This window comes from Nocardia cyriacigeorgica, from assembly GCF_029868385.1.
Lineage (GTDB): Bacteria > Actinomycetota > Actinomycetes > Mycobacteriales > Mycobacteriaceae > Nocardia > Nocardia cyriacigeorgica_F.
This window is the reverse complement of record NZ_JARWNX010000037.1, coordinates 78,720-93,624: the sequence shown is the minus strand read 5'-3', so window position 1 is coordinate 93,624 and position 14,905 is coordinate 78,720. Positions and strand designations below refer to the sequence as shown.

General features: G+C 68.3%; 15 protein-coding genes. 3 read left to right on the top strand and 12 right to left on the bottom strand.

Going from position 1 to position 14,905, the window contains the following annotated elements:
• Nucleotides 1-7 precede the first annotated feature (7 nt).
• The 8 genes from QH168_RS07985 to QH168_RS07950 all read right to left on the bottom strand — a co-directional run bounded on the left by QH168_RS07985 (nt 8) and on the right by QH168_RS07950 (nt 7,837).
• Nucleotides 8-991, bottom strand: coding sequence for a hypothetical protein (locus QH168_RS07985; protein ID WP_280233876.1), 984 nt, complete (start codon nt 989-991; stop codon nt 8-10).
• Nucleotides 988-2,202, bottom strand: a complete 1,215-nt coding sequence (locus QH168_RS07980) for a hypothetical protein (RefSeq protein ID WP_280233875.1) — start codon at nt 2,200-2,202, stop codon at nt 988-990. The genes QH168_RS07985 and QH168_RS07980 overlap by 4 nt, the downstream gene beginning before the upstream one ends.
• The gene (locus tag QH168_RS07975) at nt 2,199-2,522 is read right to left on the bottom strand and encodes a hypothetical protein (protein WP_280233874.1); all 324 of its coding nucleotides are present in this window, start codon (nt 2,520-2,522) and stop codon (nt 2,199-2,201) included. The genes QH168_RS07980 and QH168_RS07975 overlap by 4 nt, the downstream gene beginning before the upstream one ends.
• Before the next feature lie 170 nt (nt 2,523-2,692).
• Nucleotides 2,693-3,190 carry a flavin reductase family protein gene (locus QH168_RS07970; RefSeq protein ID WP_280233873.1) on the bottom strand — a complete coding sequence of 166 codons (498 nt, stop codon included), beginning with the start codon at nt 3,188-3,190 and terminating at the stop codon, nt 2,693-2,695.
• Entirely contained in the window at nt 3,183-3,698 is a 516-nt protein-coding gene (locus QH168_RS07965; RefSeq protein WP_280233872.1) for an NADPH-dependent FMN reductase, read from the bottom strand. The genes QH168_RS07970 and QH168_RS07965 overlap by 8 nt, the downstream gene beginning before the upstream one ends.
• 20 nt (nt 3,699-3,718) lie before the next feature.
• Entirely contained in the window at nt 3,719-5,212 is a 1,494-nt protein-coding gene (locus QH168_RS07960) for an acyl-CoA dehydrogenase family protein (RefSeq protein ID WP_280233871.1), read from the bottom strand.
• Nucleotides 5,209-6,324: a dimethylsulfone monooxygenase SfnG gene (gene sfnG / locus QH168_RS07955; RefSeq protein WP_280233870.1), complete on the bottom strand. Its 1,116-nt coding sequence runs from the start codon at nt 6,322-6,324 to the stop codon at nt 5,209-5,211. The genes QH168_RS07960 and sfnG overlap by 4 nt, the downstream gene beginning before the upstream one ends.
• Nucleotides 6,325-6,451: 127 nt before the next feature.
• The gene (locus QH168_RS07950) at nt 6,452-7,837 is read right to left on the bottom strand and encodes a styrene monooxygenase/indole monooxygenase family protein (protein WP_280233869.1); all 1,386 of its coding nucleotides are present in this window, start codon (nt 7,835-7,837) and stop codon (nt 6,452-6,454) included.
• A gap of 96 nt (nt 7,838-7,933) precedes the next feature.
• Between QH168_RS07950 and QH168_RS07945 the strand changes: the two genes are divergently transcribed.
• Nucleotides 7,934-8,416, top strand: a complete 483-nt coding sequence (locus QH168_RS07945) for a GAF domain-containing protein (RefSeq protein ID WP_280233868.1) — start codon at nt 7,934-7,936, stop codon at nt 8,414-8,416.
• A gap of 50 nt (nt 8,417-8,466) precedes the next feature.
• On the opposite strand, the gene QH168_RS07940 is transcribed toward QH168_RS07945, so the two are convergent.
• The 3 genes from QH168_RS07940 to QH168_RS07930 all read right to left on the bottom strand — a co-directional run bounded on the left by QH168_RS07940 (nt 8,467) and on the right by QH168_RS07930 (nt 11,605).
• The gene (locus tag QH168_RS07940) at nt 8,467-9,906 is read right to left on the bottom strand and encodes an LLM class flavin-dependent oxidoreductase (protein ID WP_280233867.1); all 1,440 of its coding nucleotides are present in this window, start codon (nt 9,904-9,906) and stop codon (nt 8,467-8,469) included.
• Complete coding sequence (locus QH168_RS07935; protein WP_280233865.1) at nt 9,903-11,123, bottom strand: acyl-CoA dehydrogenase family protein; 1,221 nt, start codon at nt 11,121-11,123, stop codon at nt 9,903-9,905. The genes QH168_RS07940 and QH168_RS07935 overlap by 4 nt, the downstream gene beginning before the upstream one ends.
• A gap of 149 nt (nt 11,124-11,272) precedes the next feature.
• Nucleotides 11,273-11,605: a hypothetical protein gene (locus tag QH168_RS07930; RefSeq protein WP_280233864.1), complete on the bottom strand. Its 333-nt coding sequence runs from the start codon at nt 11,603-11,605 to the stop codon at nt 11,273-11,275.
• A gap of 464 nt (nt 11,606-12,069) precedes the next feature.
• Here QH168_RS07930 and QH168_RS07925 point away from each other — a divergent pair, with 464 nt between their 5' ends.
• Nucleotides 12,070-12,876 carry an alpha/beta fold hydrolase gene (locus QH168_RS07925; RefSeq protein WP_280233863.1) on the top strand — a complete coding sequence of 269 codons (807 nt, stop codon included), beginning with the start codon at nt 12,070-12,072 and terminating at the stop codon, nt 12,874-12,876.
• A gap of 195 nt (nt 12,877-13,071) precedes the next feature.
• On the opposite strand, the gene QH168_RS07920 is transcribed toward QH168_RS07925, so the two are convergent.
• Nucleotides 13,072-13,836: a crotonase/enoyl-CoA hydratase family protein gene (locus QH168_RS07920; protein WP_280233862.1), complete on the bottom strand. Its 765-nt coding sequence runs from the start codon at nt 13,834-13,836 to the stop codon at nt 13,072-13,074.
• Nucleotides 13,837-14,025: 189 nt separating this feature from the next.
• Between QH168_RS07920 and QH168_RS07915 the strand changes: the two genes are divergently transcribed.
• Entirely contained in the window at nt 14,026-14,787 is a 762-nt protein-coding gene (locus tag QH168_RS07915) for a crotonase/enoyl-CoA hydratase family protein (protein ID WP_280233861.1), read from the top strand.
• Nucleotides 14,788-14,905: the final 118 nt, after the last annotated feature.

Below are 14,905 nucleotides of genomic sequence, written 5' to 3'. Positions count from 1 at the left end.
GCACCGTTCAAGCCGGGGCCTTTTCGATGCGGGTGATGCGGGTGTGGCCGTCGAGAGTCGCCACGGTGACGATCTGGTTGAAGGTGTCGGGGGCTTCGCCAGGGTACTGCTGGACGAGGTCTACGAGGTAGCGCTCGGGGGCGGAGTTGGGGAGGGGGGTGATGGTTACGCAGTAGCGGGTGCCGAGGGGGACTTGGGAGATGCCTCGGTCTATGCCTGCGGCGTCGGAGACGCCGGCGTCGGCGGTGACGAAGGTGCGGGCGCGGTGGCCGTCGCGGGCTACGTAATAGGCGTGTTCGAAGCCGAAGATCGCGTCGGCGCCGGAACCTGTTCCGCCGGTGGGGGTTCCGGAGACCACGGCGCCGCCGGTGCCGTCGAGTTGTTGTACGCAGCCGTCGGCGGCGTACGGCGGGTTCTCCACCGGTGACTCCGTGGGCGACGAGGTGGGCGCGGCGGGGGTCGAGGTGGAGCCGGAGGGGAGTTGGTCGACGCCGTTCGGGGTGTGGCCGCGGACGTCGGCGGATACCGCGCGGTTCTCGTCATCGCCGGTGGAGGTGGAGATGACGACGGCGACGGCCGCGATCCCGACCGCGAGGCCGACGCCCATCAGGATGCTCAGCGCCCGGCCGCCGCTGCTGCCGTCGTCACGGGTCGAACGTTTCGACCGTGGTTTGCGCCAGCCGCCGCCGATCTTGCCGCTGCGGTCGATCAGCGGCGGCAGCAGGGACGGTTCGTGATCGCGGTAGGCGGCGACCGTCTCCTCCGGTGCGTCGTATTCCGGTTCCTGCTGCCACTGTTCGGCCTCGTCCTCGGTGGCCTCCGCGGCGGTCGCGGGTGGTTCCAGCGGGCCCGTAGGGGTTTCGAGCCAATCGTCCCAGTTGCCCTCGCGGTCGCCGGGACCGCCTTCGGGCGGCGGTTTACGCCGCCGTCCGCGTTTGCGGGGCGGAACACGCACCATCGGCAGCCCGGGGTCGAACGGGTTGTCGCTCATCGGTCGTCGTCGGCGCCGATCGCGGGTGCGGTGGCCATGGTGAGCGTGGCGGGGACGGTCACGCCGAGCTGACCGGGCCTCGGTTTACGGTCCTGGTCGCCGCCGCCCTGAGCGGTTCCGGGCGGGATGACCATGCCGCCGTGCTGTCCACCGGAGGGCGCGGGCGGCGCCGCGAACGGACCGCTGCCACCACCGCCACCGTTGTTATCGGAAGGCTTGGGCTCGACCGGCTGCGAACGCGCCGGGGGCGGCGGTGCCACCATGGCGGCACCGGGGGTGGACGGGGCCGCCTCCGGCTTCGGTGCGGGCCCACCACCGAAATCGAACATCTTCGGCGGCACCGGATTCCCGGCACCGGCCGGTGCCGTCGAGGCCGGACCGGTCTTGTCCTGTTCGGCCTTGTTCGGGTTGAGCGCCTGCTCGATGGCGGTACCGGCTTGCGCGCCGACGGTATCGACGACTTTGAGACCGACGTCGGCGATCCGGTCGATGATCTTCGAACCGAGTTCCACCCCGGCATCGATGGCCGTGGTGCCGAGTTGCACGCCCGCGGCCACGAGCTGCTGCTGCAACTGCAACTGCATCGCCAGGGCGGGATCCACCGGCTGGCCGGGCACCGCACCCGGCACCGTTGTGGTCGTGCCCGGCGTGGCTCCGGGTGTGGTGAGCACACCCTGCGGGGTGGTCATCGTCATCGGGCCCATATCGCGCAACCGCTGCCGATGGCCGTCCATCTCACCCTGCGCGGTGTTCACCACACCGAGCGCCTCCCGGATGGCCTGGGCGGCACGGTCGATCACGGCGTCGGTCTCCGGCGCGGAGGTGGCCGAGTCCAGGATGCTGCGGGCATCGCGTCGGAAATCGGCGATGATCACGTCCACCTCGCGAGCGGCGCGACTGCTGGTGAACTGGGCGTCCGACAGCAGCGCGGCGTACTGCGGACCGCGGTCGGCGACGGCGCCGATCTCACTGCGGGTGGTGCGGATGACGGGCACCGCGGTGTCGGCGGCCTGCCCCGACCACGTCGACTCCAGCGCGTGCAGACCACGGGTGTGTGTGGATTCGGTGGCGTCGGCGGTGGCCGAGGCCGTGGTCAATGCGCCGAGCACCTGCTGATCGGGCGCGGCCGCACCCGATCCGAGCCCGGAACGTAGACGCCGCAGCGGTTCGGCCAGCACCGTCACCATCGGCGGATCGGAGATCGGTTTCATACCTGCTCACCCGCCCGGCCGAGCGCGGCGGCGCCGTCGGCGTCGAGGTCACCGGCCGCGGCGGCCTGCCCCTGCACCGTCTGCCCATAGGCGGTGACCAGCGTCGCCGCGGTGGTCAACGCGGTGTGATCGTCGCCAACGGCCGCAACGAACTCGGCCGCGAAATCGGCGCCGAGCAACCCCACTCCGGCGGCGATGCGGGCAGTGTCGGTACCGGGTACCAGCTGCGCCGCGGCACCCGCGAGCTCAGCGGCCACCTGATCCGCGACCACCTTGTATGTGCCCACCGCATCCGGATCGATCCGCACAGTTCGCGCCACTTCGGCCCCCTTCGCTCGTCGTTCGAGGTACGACTGGACTGTAGAACAAAAGCCCTGACCCAACCCCCTCCACGATGGGTTACCCGGCGGGACACCGCAACCCCGACACCCGAAACCGGACGCCCGCGCGTGTCGCGGCTGGATGCCGTCCAGTCCCGGCCCGATACCGTTCAGCCCGCGCGGAGCAGCCGGAAACGGGACCCGTGGAAGATGAGCGGTTCGCGGTGGGGATGGGTGGCGAGGCGGTCGATACCGAGGATGACGACCTGATGATCACCGGCCGGAACCTGCGCCTGCACGGTGCCTTCGATCCACGCCGACGCACCGTCGATGAAGACCGCGTCGCCGGAGCCGTGATGCAGGTCCAGTCCTTGGAAGCGGTCGGCGGACCGGCTGCCGAGGGCGCGGGCGGCATCCTGCTGTTCGGTGCCGAGCAGGCTCAGCCCCAGCCGGTCGGCGGAGGTCAGGCGTGGCCAAGTGGAGGAGGTGTTCTGCACGCAGAACGATACGAGCGGCGGGTCCAGCGACACGGGCACGAACGTCGCCACCGCCAAACCGTGCGGCACACCGTCGACCTTGGCGCAGACCGCGACCACACCGCTGGGGAAGTTCGCGAACGCGCGACGCAGACCCGCGCCGTCGGCGGGTGAGGAGAACAGTTCATCCATGATTCGACACTCCGGCCTCGGCGGCCAACGCCCGGACCACCGGCCGCCAGCGCAGGCTGTACTCCTCGATGACGCCGTCTTCGAGGAAGGTTCGATCCGACAGGTACAGCCCCGGCAGTGCTGTCGTGGCACCGAGTTCCACCAGGACCGGTTTGAGCAACAGATCCGGGGCCAGCGCGTGCGCCGGGCCCGCGCCGAGCATCAGCGGCACCGCGAGCACCCCCGATAGTCCGGTGCCGCCGTCGAACTGTTCGAGGAACAGCTTCAGCAGCCCGGTGTAAGTGGCCTTGAAGGTGGGGCTGGCGAACACCACCAGTTCGGATCCGGCGACCGTGCGCACCGCTTCGGCGACCTGTGCGTCGCCCCAGGACAGCAGGCCCGGCCCGAACGACACCAGATCCACCACCGTGGGCGCCGCGTCCGGGCGCAACGCTTCGGCGAGCCGGGTGGCCGCGGTCAGGGTGCGTGAGGCCGGTTTCGGATTGCCGACGACAACCGTCACTGTCACTTTCGTCTCCTCACTCGTTCTCAGATCACGCCGTGCAGCGGCGGCGCGGTGTCGTGCAGTACCGAACGCCCGATGTGCTGGAACTTCCAGCGGATCGGGTCGTGCAGGGTATGCGTGCGGGCATTGCGCCAGAAGTGATGCAGATTGGCTTCGGCTGCGGCGCTACGAGTTCCGCCGACCTCGAACAGGGCAGCGGAGACCTCGTTCGCGGCGCGATCAGCGACGACCTTGGCCGTGGCGACCGCGATGGACGCCTCGGCAGCGAGCGGCTGCCGATCGTGCGACGCCGTGGCGTCATGCGGCGAGTCGGCCGGTCCCGCACTGCGCTGGAGCCTCGCACCCTCGACATCGCGCACCAGCCGGGTCGCGGCGTCATGCGGCAGAGCGGCGGCGGCCTCGACATCGCGCCGTACTCCGGCAGGCCATGTATCACGCGGCCCCGCGAACCCGGCACCATGCCGCTCGGGGCTCCTGGGGCCGTTCGGCCCGGCATCGTTCGGCGATACCGCTCTGGCTGCGTCATATGGCCGATAGATCGCTTCGGCATCATGCCGAACCCCGCTGGTTGCGGCGTCCACGGCCGCACCGGCAGCCACCAGCGTTGCCTCTGCCGTGCGCACCGCGACCGCCAGTTCCCCGAAACGCTGGATCAGCAATGGATCGTCCACCGCACGATCCACGTTCGCTTCGAACCATGGACGGGATGTGGTGCGCACGAATTCCGTTGCCGCGTCGAGCGCTCCGCGTGCGATACCGGTATCGATCGCAGCGTGCAGCAATTGCGCGAACGCTCCGTATCCCCTCGGCGCACCGACCGCCGCCGCGCGCGCGACCAGCTGATCACCCGTGACCAGCACACCATCGAATTCGACGGTGCCGCTGCCGGTGGTGCGTTGGCCGATGCCCTGCCAGTCGTCGATGACGCGCACGCCCTCGGTGCCCGCGGGCAGAAACGCCACGTACTCCCCCGGCGGCAGACCGGTCAGGCCGTCGGGGTCGTCGAGCCTGGTGAGTACCGCGAAGATGTCGGCGAAAAGCGATCCGGTGCAATAGAACTTGGTGCCGTCGATACGGAAGCCGGAGCCCGAGGGGCGCAGGGTGGTCGAAATCTCGGCCACGGTCGCGCCGGTTCGTTCCGATTGCGCGTTGGCGATGCGGGCGCCCCCGAGCACCGATCCGAAATACCGGCCACGCTGCTGCGGTGATCCGGCCAGGCGCAGCAGATTCAGGTATACGAAATGGCTGTGCGGGATCTGCGCGATATTCGGATCGGCGGTCGCAAGAATGCGCACCACCTCGGCCACCGCACTCGGCGCCAGCTCCGCACCGCCGAATTCTGCGGGCACGGTGATGGTAAGCAGTCCTGACGCCGCCAGCTGATCCACCTGCGCATAAGGCAATTCACGATCCCGGTCGCGGGCGGCGGCGCCGGTCGCGAATTCTGCCGCCAACCGCGTCGCCACCGTGCGGGCGTGCGCGGCGGTGGTGATGCGGTCGGCGGCGACGGCGGTCATTGCCCGGCGGCGACGGGCTGCCGGGCCGCCTCCAGCTCCCGCACCAATGGCAGCACCTTCGCCCCGAAGTATTCGATCTCCTCCTGGAAGTGCAGGAATCCACCGAGGATCAGGTCCACGCCGAGATCACGGTAGGCGACGATCCGTTCTGCCACCTGCTCCGGTGTACCGATCAGCTTGGTGCGGAACCCGTCGTTGTATTGCACGAGATCATCGAAGGTGGAGTCGGCCCACATGCCCTTGCCGTCGCGGGTGGATGGCCCCGCCTGCTGGACGGCGTCCCGGAATCCCTCGACCGCTGGCTTATTCGCCTTATCGATGATTTCGCGCAGGGTATCGCGGGCTTCCTTCTCGGTATCGCGGGCGATGATGAATCCGTTGAGCCCGAACTTCACTTCACGCTCGTGCTGTCTGGCGACCGCGCGCAGATCGTCGAGTTGTTCGGTGACGCCGTCGAAATCCTTACCGTTGGAGAAGTACCAGTCGGCGTAGCGACCGCCATTGCGGCGCGCGGCGGTGGAGTTACCGCCTTGGAACAGTTCGGGATTCGGACGTTCTGGAGTGTTGAGCGGTTTCGGCTTCAGGGTGAAATCACGGATGCGGTAGAAGTCACCGCCGTAGTCGACATTGTCCTCGGTCCAGATCTTGCGGATGACCTCGAGGAATTCGCCGCTGCGCCGGTACCTTTCATCGTGTTCGAGCCACGGCTCACCGAGCGCGGTGAACTCACCGGCGAACCATCCCGAGACGACATTGATGGCGAACCGCCCATTGGACAAGTGGTCGGCGGTCGCCCCGAACTTCGCCAGCACCGCGGGATGCCAGAGCCCTGGATGCACTGCCGCGATCACCTTGAGCCGTTCAGTGGCGCCGAGCAGGGCCAAGCTGAACGAGGTCGACTCGTGCTGGAATTCGGCGCCATAGGAAGCGGTGTAGCGCACCTGCGACAACGCGTAATCGAAACCGTTGTTCTCGGCGGTCTGCGCGAGTTTCTTGTTGTAGTCGAAATCCCAGCCGGTGCGCTGTTCGATATCGCTGGTCACCAGGCCGCCGCTCACATTGGGCACCCAGTAGGCGAACCGGATCTGGTCGGCGATCTTCTCGGTGGTCATAGCTGCTCCAGGGTCGAGTGCGTCGGGTCGCCGGGACCGGTGCTGGAGTGGACGCCCGGCGCACCATCCACTCCAGCACCGCGCCTACGACGAGACGAGGGTTTGAATCTGTCCGATCGGATCGCGCTCAGCTCACCGCGAGCGCTGGCGCGAACGTCGACCGCTCGAACCGGCCCGCCGGTGCGAAACGCCCGAGCAGCTCACCGGCGTCTACCCCGGTGACCTGGGTGATGTAGGCGGCGGCGTCGGCCGCGGAATCGATACCGAGGAACGGCTGCGGCCGATGCAGCAGCCCGACCAGCGCCGAGGCGAAGCGCGGATCCACCGCCGCGGCGGCGAAGAACGGATCCGCCACCTCGCCGAGGGCGGGATCGCCGAGGAACAGCCTGGTCACCTTGTTCGCGGCATCGCTGCGTGCGGCGAGGAAGGTGTCGTACTGCGCCTGCAACCACGCCGCGTCGAACGGACCGTCGTGCACGGTGGCCGCGGCGACCAACCGCTGCGCCTGGATCAACCCGCTCTGCGCGCCCTGCCCGGCGATCGGGTCGTAGGCCACCGCGGTATCACCGAGCGCGGCCACCACATGTCCGTTGGCGGTATGTCCGACACCGGCCCGGACCACCGGACGCACCGCGCCCTTCAACCAGGAATGCGGGTCCTCGGCAATAACCTCGGTGGCGAGCACCTCCGGCAGATCCCAGTCGGCGAAATCCCGGTACAGGTCCTTGACGATGGCGAGCGCGGAGTCGGCGGAATCGGCTGCCGCGAAACGCGTTTCCCATTCGCTGCCCGGACGCGCCCAACCGAGGAACGCCCAGCTCGGCCCGGCGTCCTTGTGCAGGTACGGGCCCCACCAGCCCTCACCCTGCTCGGCGATGATGGAGAAACCGCTGTGCGCGCCGCCGCCCGAGCCACGATGCGCGAAGACGCCCTGGTCGTGGCCGAGCCCGGTGACGGTGACGGTGAGCAGCGACCGCTGCGGCTTGTCGTAGACACTGCGCACGGCGTCGACGGCGAACAGCTCCGACAGTCCGCCCTTACCGGTCGCGACGAGGGTGAGGTCGTTGGCTGCGGCGATGCTGTCGAGGCTTTCGGGCGTGACCTGCTCGACGAGGAACGCGCCGCCACGCTCCCGGAAGGTGGTGAGCCGCTCATCGGCCTTGAGCCTGGTGTCGACGGCGACGCCGACATAGCCGTCGAACTGTCCGTCGAAGGCGATGAGTTCGGCCCGCTCGGGGCCGACGATGCGCGCGCTGAGGCCGGTGTGCCGTGGCGCACGCCCGGTGTAGCTGTCCAGGCCGAGTGCGGCCTCGGCCTGCTGGGTCTCGCCGAACTCGAGTGCGGTACCGGTGGCAGGCACGTCGTCGCGTAGCGCGCGCTGATCGCGGTCGCTGTAGATAGTGACGTCGAAGCCCGCGTCGAGCAGGCCCAATGCCGCAGTGACGCCGGTTTGGCCGGCGCCGATCACCGCGGCCGAACGGGTGGAACGGGGAACGGAATTCTGCGTTGTCATGAGTGAATCCTGCTGCTGCCGAGAGCAACCCGGCAGTATTGCGATCACGCAGAATCAATAGGGAGACGGTATGACGCGGGCGAATATCATGGCGGCATGTCGTTCACCGTCACCGAACTGAGCGGAGACCGCACCGAGCAGTACCGCCAGCTCGCCGAACAGGCGAAGGCGCTGGTCGCGGGCGAATCCGATCGGATCGCCAATGCCGCGAACCTGTCGGCACTGCTGTTCCACACCCTGTCCGACCTCAACTGGGCCGGTTTCTACTTCTTCGACGGACACGAATTGGTCGTCGGATCATTCCAGGGCAGACCCGCCTGTGTCCGAATCGCGCTCGGCAAGGGCGTCTGCGGGACAGCGGCTTCCACGGGTGAAACCCAGCTCGTCCCCGACGTCCACGCCTTCCCCGGCCATATCGCCTGCGATGCCGACACCCGCTCGGAGATCGTCGTCCCGCTGGTCCGCGGCGCGGAGCTGATCGGGGTCCTCGATCTCGACAGCCCCCGGCCCGAACGGTTCGACACCATCGACCGCCTCGGGCTGGAGGCCATCGCCGGGATCTTCCTCGCGACCCTCTGAGCGTGTCTCGCCGGACAGACGCCGAGTCGCCATCGGCACCGGCAGCCCGACTATCCCGCCTGCACGCCGGAGAAGTCGGCGACCCGCCGAACAACCTCGTCCGGCAGCGCGGTCGACCCCGAACCGCCGAGGCGGTACCTGGCCCCACGGTGCTCGTCGGGGAGGCGGTCGCCCGCGCCGAAGAGGGCGTTGCGCAAGGTTCCCTGCTGATACTCGGTCGCGTAGACGCCACGTTCGGTCAGCACCGGAACCACGTGCTGCACAATATCTTCGAATGTTCCGGGAGTAATCGCGTAAGCGAGGTTGAATCCGTCCAGGTCGGTATCGACGACCCATTCCTGTAGACGGTCGGCGACGGTTTCTCCGGAACCAACGAAGACCGGCCCCATACCCCCGATTCCGGCCCATCGGCCGATATCGCGGACGGTCCATTCGCGGCCGTCGTCATCGAATTCCTGGAATGCGGCAACGGCGGATTGGATGGCATTGCTCTGGACTTCGCCGATCGGGTCGTCCAGGTCGTAGCCGGACAGGTCGATCCCCATCCAGCCCGACATGAACACCAGCCCGCCTTCGACGCTCGCGTAGGACAGGTACTCCTCGTGCTTGCGCTGTGCGGCAGCGTCGGTCGCATCGGTGATGATGGTGGCCAAGGCGTACACGCGCGCCGCGTATCGATCCCGACCAGCGGCTTCGAGAGCATCTCGGATACGCGATACCGTCTGCGCGAGCACCTTTTTCGACGGACCAGCGATGAAGATCGCTTCGGCGTTCTCCGCCGCGAACCGCACTCCCCGCGGTGAGGCGCCCGCTTGATAGATGACAGGTGTGCGCTGCGGTGACGGCTCCGACAGATGCACACCGGGAACCGTGTAATGCTCGCCCCGGTGACCGATGTGGTGCACCTTGGCCGGGTCGACGTAGATGCCGCGCTCACGATCGCGGACCACCGCATCGTCTTCCCAGGAGCCCTCCCACAGCTTGTACAGCACCTCGAGGTATTCGTCGGCCTGGTTGTAGCGCTCATCGTGGTCGAGCTGATCGGTCGCGCCGAAATTCCTTGCGGCCGAGGGCAGATAGCCGGTGACCACATTCCAACCGAGCCTGCCTCGGGTGAGGTGGTCGAGGGTGGACAACCGGCGCGCGAAGGGATATGGATGCTCGAAACCGGTGCCCGTGGTGATACCGAAACCGAGATGTTCGGTGGCCGCGGCCATCGCCGACACCAGCAGGAGCGGATCGGCCACCGGGATCTGCGCGCCCTGGCGCAGGGCGGCGGTGTCGTCACCGCCGTAGACGTCGTAGGTGCCGAGCACATCGGCGATGAAGATGCCGTCGAAACGTCCACGCTCCAACAGTTTCGCCAGCTCGATCCAGTAGGACAGATCCTTGTAGCGGTGCGATTGATCCTCGGGATGCCGCCACAGCCCGGGGGACTGATGGGCGACGCAATTCATATCGAAAGCGTTGAACCTGATCCGTCTGCTCATCGCGCCACCGCCCCGCCGCTGCGGGCGCCAGCACTCCACGCGAACGGCAGGTCGGTGCCGTTGAGCAGATGATCACCGATCGCGCGGGCCTTGAAGATCGCGGGATTGTGCACCGAGATGGTGCGGGCATTGCGCCAGTGCCGATCCAGTCGCAGCCGCTCCGACACCACCGACGCGCCACCCACCTCGAACAGTTGGGTGGTCGCGGTGAGCACCGTGTCGATGATGCCGAGCTGCGCCTGCGCGGCCGCCAATTCCGCTGCCGCCAATGCCTTTTCATCGGTGGCACCCGCCGCCAGCACGTCGTCGAGCACATCCGCCACCGCGAGCACACTCGCCCGCGCCCCGAACGCGGCCGCCGAGAGCTTACCGATCACCTGCTGTACCAGTGGATCCTCACGCGGCAGATCGGCGGCGGCATGGGTGTAGGTGCGGGTGCGTTCGGTGACCCAGGCGCGGGCGTCGAGCTCAGCTCGCTGCGCGATACCCGCGAGCACCGCCAGCTGGACGAGTTGCAGATAGGAGGTCGAGTAGGTGGGACCTGCCACCCCGTAGCCCGGCCCGAGGATGCGTTCATCGGTCACCACGACATCGGTGAACTCCGTGGTGCCGCTCGCGGTCAACCGCTGCCCGAAACCGTCCCAATCGTCGTGCTGGCGCACCCCTTCGGCCTCGGCGTCGACGAGCACGCCGACCCGCTCACCGTCACGATCGGCGGCCACCAGGATGTGATCGGCGTAGAGCGAACCGGTGCTGTAGTACTTCACGCCGTTGAGCAGCCAGCGGTCGCCGTCACGGGTCAGCGCGGTGCGGTAGTGGTCCACCGCACCCACACCGGGTTCGGTGATGGCATTGCCGACCAGCGTGCCCGCACCGACTGCACGCAACCAGGCGTCACGGGTCGGACCGGGTTCGGCGAGCAACTGATCCTCGACGAACGAGAAATGCACCCGCAGCGCCTGCGGCAGATTGGATTCGGCGGCGGCCAGGTCGATGAGCAGCCGGAACAGCTGCCGGACCGTCACGCCGAAACCACCGGCCTCGACCGGGGCCCGCAGCGCGCCGAAACCGGCCGCCTTCAACCAGCCGATCTCCTCGTGCGGCAGTCTGCGGTCGATCTCCCGCTCGACCGCGCCCGCGGCGATCCGGTCGAATACAGGCCCGAAGGTAGCGTCCAGCTCAGCATCGGAAATAGAAGTCGCGGCGGTGGATGTCATCCGCCAACGATCGCCGAGCCCGCCGCCCTGAGCACCGGTTATACGCAGCGCGATCGAAACGCGTGCGAGCGTTGCCGGTGCCGAGGACTATGGTCACCACGTGGCGGATCGAGATCGTCATCGCGATCTGATCCGCCCCGATCAGCCGGTCAGCTCGGCAGATTCGTGCATTCGGTGACGATCTTCGCCTGCGCCGCGCGGGTCTTGTCGGCGTCTTCCTGGCTCATCCCGAAGTTCTCCGCGTCCGGGGACTGCGGATCGTGTTCGCCGCTGAGCAGCGTGCGCAGCCCGTCCTGGGAGATGCCCTCGGCGACAAAGACCTTCGCCACGCAATCGGCGAGCGCCTTGTCCTGCATGCCCTTGTCCTGCATGGACTTGGACAGATCTGCCTCCGTGACGGAGGCGGCCTCGGCATCGCTGCCGCCGCACGCCGTCAGCAGCGGCAGGGCGATGAGCGCCGTGGCAATGAGCTTGATCCGCACCGAATTCCTCTCTCAGGTGGTATTGCCGAATCGGCGGCGGGCGCCGGTTCGATGGCCCGCACCGCCGACGCGGCCGAATCCACGCACCGTGTGTAGTCGCAGCGGGGTGAGGTCCGCAACCCGAAGGCCGGATTCCGTGCATCGCACAGCGTTCGGCCACCGACCGTCGCGCGGCGGATCTCAGAGATCCATGGCGGCGCGCAAGGCGGTGTCGAGGCGATCCATAGTCTCCGGATCGGCCTCGTCCACTCGTTCGGCCAGCCAGCCGCGATAGATCCGGCCGATATTGCCCGCATGCAGCGCCAGCCCTGATCCGCAACTGACAGCAGTCGCCTGCTGTTAATGTGATCGGCCTGAGCACCTGCGCTTTCGCACTGCGAGGGCCACCGGCAGCACCCGACGCCGCGGCGATGCCTGCCGAGTACCCGCGTGAACAGGCACGACGACACGATCGGAGTTCGACCATGACGACGCCGGGCAACGACCGATCGTCGACCGCACTGCGCCATGACCGATACGGCGCGGGCGAACCCTTGGTCCTCGTGCACGGGGTCGGCAGCCGCAGGCAGGTCTGGGAGCCGATCGTCCCGACGCTCGCCGAATCTTTCGAGGTCATCGCGGTGGATCTGCCCGGTTTCGGCGAATCGGAGCCGCTACCGCGCACCACCGTCGCCACGCTCGCCGATGCGCTCGCCGATTTCCTTGCCGCCGAGGGCATCGAACGCCCCCATCTCGCGGGCAATTCGATGGGCGGCGGGATCTCACTCGAACTCGGCGCACGTGGGCTCGCCCGCTCGGTCACCGCGTACTCGCCGATCGGCTTCTGGGATACCGCGGGCCGGATCTGGTGTCAGCAGTCGCTGGGCAAGTCGAAGGCCATCGGCGGACTGCTGCGCTCGACCCTGCCGAAGGTGCTCGACACCACCGCGGGCCGCACCGCTTTCCTGAGCCTGGTGGTCGGCAAGCCATGGGCGCTGGACACCGATATCGCCATCGCCACCGCACTCGGCGCCATCGACGCTCCCGGCTTCGACGACGCCCTCGCCTCCTTCACCGACTTCCGCCTCCCCGACCCCACCGCCTTGACCGACATCCCGGTCACCATCGCCTGGGGCAACCGCGACATCCTGCTGACCTACGCCACCCAGGCCCGCCGCGCCAGAGCCGTCCTCCCCGGCGCACAGCACGTCACTTTGTCCGGCAGCGGCCACACGCCGTTCTACGACGACCCCGTGAGTTGCGCCCAGGTGCTGCTGGATCAGCTCCGGTAGTCGGGGTTTTGTCGACCACGGCACGCAGGTGGCAGATCCGGTGCTCCCGACCGCCTCTCATACGCCCACGATCACGGCCTGCCCGACAACCACAGCCCGACCGATGCCGACGACCGGCCCAACGGCGGCCCAGCCCGACGAGTAGCGGCCGCCGCCTCCCCCTGCGAGGCGACGGCCGGTCCCGAGGTTAGTGGGTCAGCGCCCCTGCCACTGCGGCTCGCGTTTCTGTGCGAAGGCCAGCGCGCCCTCGGCGGCGTCCTTGGAGAACAGCGCTGGCAGTGCGACCTCACCCTGTTTGGCGAAGGCTTCGGCGGCGCTCCAGTCGGGCGATTCGTCGATGATGCGTTTGCTCGCGGCGACCGCCAGCGGTGCCGCGGCCGCGATCTCGGCGGCGAGTTCGAGGGCGGTATCGAGTGCGCCGCCGGGTTCGGTGACCCGGTTGACCAGGCCGAGTTGATAGAGCCGTTCGGCGCTGATCCGGCCGCCGGTGAGCGCCAGTTCGGCGGCGGTACTGCGCGGCAGGCGCTGGGTCAGCCGGAGCACACCGCCGCCCGCGGCCACCAGACCGCGCTTGACCTCGGGAATTCCGAACTGGGCGTCGCGGGCGGCGACGATCAGATCACCCGAGAGCGCCAACTCGAATCCGCCCGCCAGCGCGAATCCCTCGACGGCCGCGATCATCGGCTTCGCCGGAGGTTTCGCCGCGATCCCCAGTGGGCCGCGATGCGGGGTCATCGGCATCTCGCCGCGCGAGGCGGCGACCAGATCCATGCCGGCGCTGAATGTGCCGCCCGCACCGGTGAGTACGAGCACCCTGGCTGCCACATCGGCTTCGAACGCGTCGACGGCCGCTTCGATCGCCTGCGCGGTCGCCAGGTCGATGGCATTGCGGGCCTCGGGGCGGTTCACGGTCAGCACGGTGATCGCGTCACGCCGTTCGATCAGCACCAGATCGGTCATGGGATGTCCTCTCGATGAGCAGCACGTGGCCGTCGCGATCGGGTCCGGTGACGACCACCGGCATCGACACTAGGTGAGCCCGGCGCCGCGCGACCCGACTTCGGGCAGCACTTCCACTCAGCGGACCGCCCACCCGTCGCGCGGTTCACACCGCCGCCGCCAATCTTACCGATGAGTAAGATGTGGGTCATGGGTTCATATATCGCGGTGCGATTCGACGGCGACCGCGCCTACGTCACGCTGGACCGGCCGGACAAACACAACGGGCTGACCGTCGAGATGCTGCACGGGCTGATCGAGGCCGCGCACACCGTGGCCGACCATCGCGATGTGCGGGCGGTCATCCTGTCCGGCAACGGCCCCAGCTTCAGCAGCGGTCTCGATATCGCCGGAGCCACCGGCGATCCGCTCGCCATCGTGCGCAACTTCATTCCACGGCCGTGGCGCGGCACCAACACCTTTCAAGAAGCATGCTGGGTGTGGCGCAGGCTGCCGGTCCCGGTGATCGCGGTCGTGCACGGCCGCTGCTACGGCGGCGGACTGCAACTCGCCCTCGCCGCCGACGTCCGTTTCGGCACGCCCGAGTCCGAATATTCGGTGATGGAGGTCGAACACGGCCTGATCCCGGATATGACCGGTACGGCGACGCTTGCCAAGCTCGTCGGCGCCGACCAGGCGCTGCTGCTCGCCATGACCGCCGATACCGTCGACGCCGCCTACGCCGATCGCATCGGTCTGATCACCGAGGTGAGCGCCGATCCGATGGCCGACGCTGGGAAGCTCGCCGATCGCATCGCGGCCCGGCCGCCACGGGCCGTCGCCACCGCGAAGCGACTCGTCGACCGCGCCTGGCACGCCCCGCCGCGCCGCGCGTTCGCGCTCGAACGTGCCGCACAGTTGCCGCTGATCGTGCGGCGCGCATTGGGATCGGGTGGAAAAACACCGGAATAGATTTGGAGGATCGGCCGGTCGCGGACGCAACCCCCCAATTTCCGGGATTTCACTGCTAGCATTTCCGACGATTTGCCAGCCAGCCGAAATGTGGCGCACGACACACACGTGCATGCCG

Bases quoted from the DNA above. Each gene is read 5' to 3' on its own strand.
- QH168_RS07985 (WP_280233876.1), bottom strand. From the start codon at position 991: ATGAGCGACAACCCGTTCGACCCCGGGCTGCCGATGGTGCGTGTTCCG.
- QH168_RS07980 (WP_280233875.1), bottom strand. From the start codon at position 2,202: ATGAAACCGATCTCCGATCCGCCGATGGTGACGGTGCTGGCCGAACCG.
- QH168_RS07970 (WP_280233873.1), bottom strand. From the start codon at position 3,190: ATGGATGAACTGTTCTCCTCACCCGCCGACGGCGCGGGTCTGCGTCGC.
- QH168_RS07960 (WP_280233871.1), bottom strand. From the start codon at position 5,212: ATGACCGCCGTCGCCGCCGACCGCATCACCACCGCCGCGCACGCCCGC.
- sfnG (WP_280233870.1), bottom strand. From the start codon at position 6,324: ATGACCACCGAGAAGATCGCCGACCAGATCCGGTTCGCCTACTGGGTG.
- QH168_RS07950 (WP_280233869.1), bottom strand. From the start codon at position 7,837: ATGACAACGCAGAATTCCGTTCCCCGTTCCACCCGTTCGGCCGCGGTG.
- QH168_RS07945 (WP_280233868.1), top strand. From the start codon at position 7,934: ATGTCGTTCACCGTCACCGAACTGAGCGGAGACCGCACCGAGCAGTAC.
- QH168_RS07940 (WP_280233867.1), bottom strand. From the start codon at position 9,906: ATGAGCAGACGGATCAGGTTCAACGCTTTCGATATGAATTGCGTCGCC.
- QH168_RS07935 (WP_280233865.1), bottom strand. From the start codon at position 11,123: ATGACATCCACCGCCGCGACTTCTATTTCCGATGCTGAGCTGGACGCT.
- QH168_RS07925 (WP_280233863.1), top strand. From the start codon at position 12,070: ATGACGACGCCGGGCAACGACCGATCGTCGACCGCACTGCGCCATGAC.
- QH168_RS07920 (WP_280233862.1), bottom strand. From the start codon at position 13,836: ATGACCGATCTGGTGCTGATCGAACGGCGTGACGCGATCACCGTGCTG.
- QH168_RS07915 (WP_280233861.1), top strand. From the start codon at position 14,026: ATGGGTTCATATATCGCGGTGCGATTCGACGGCGACCGCGCCTACGTC.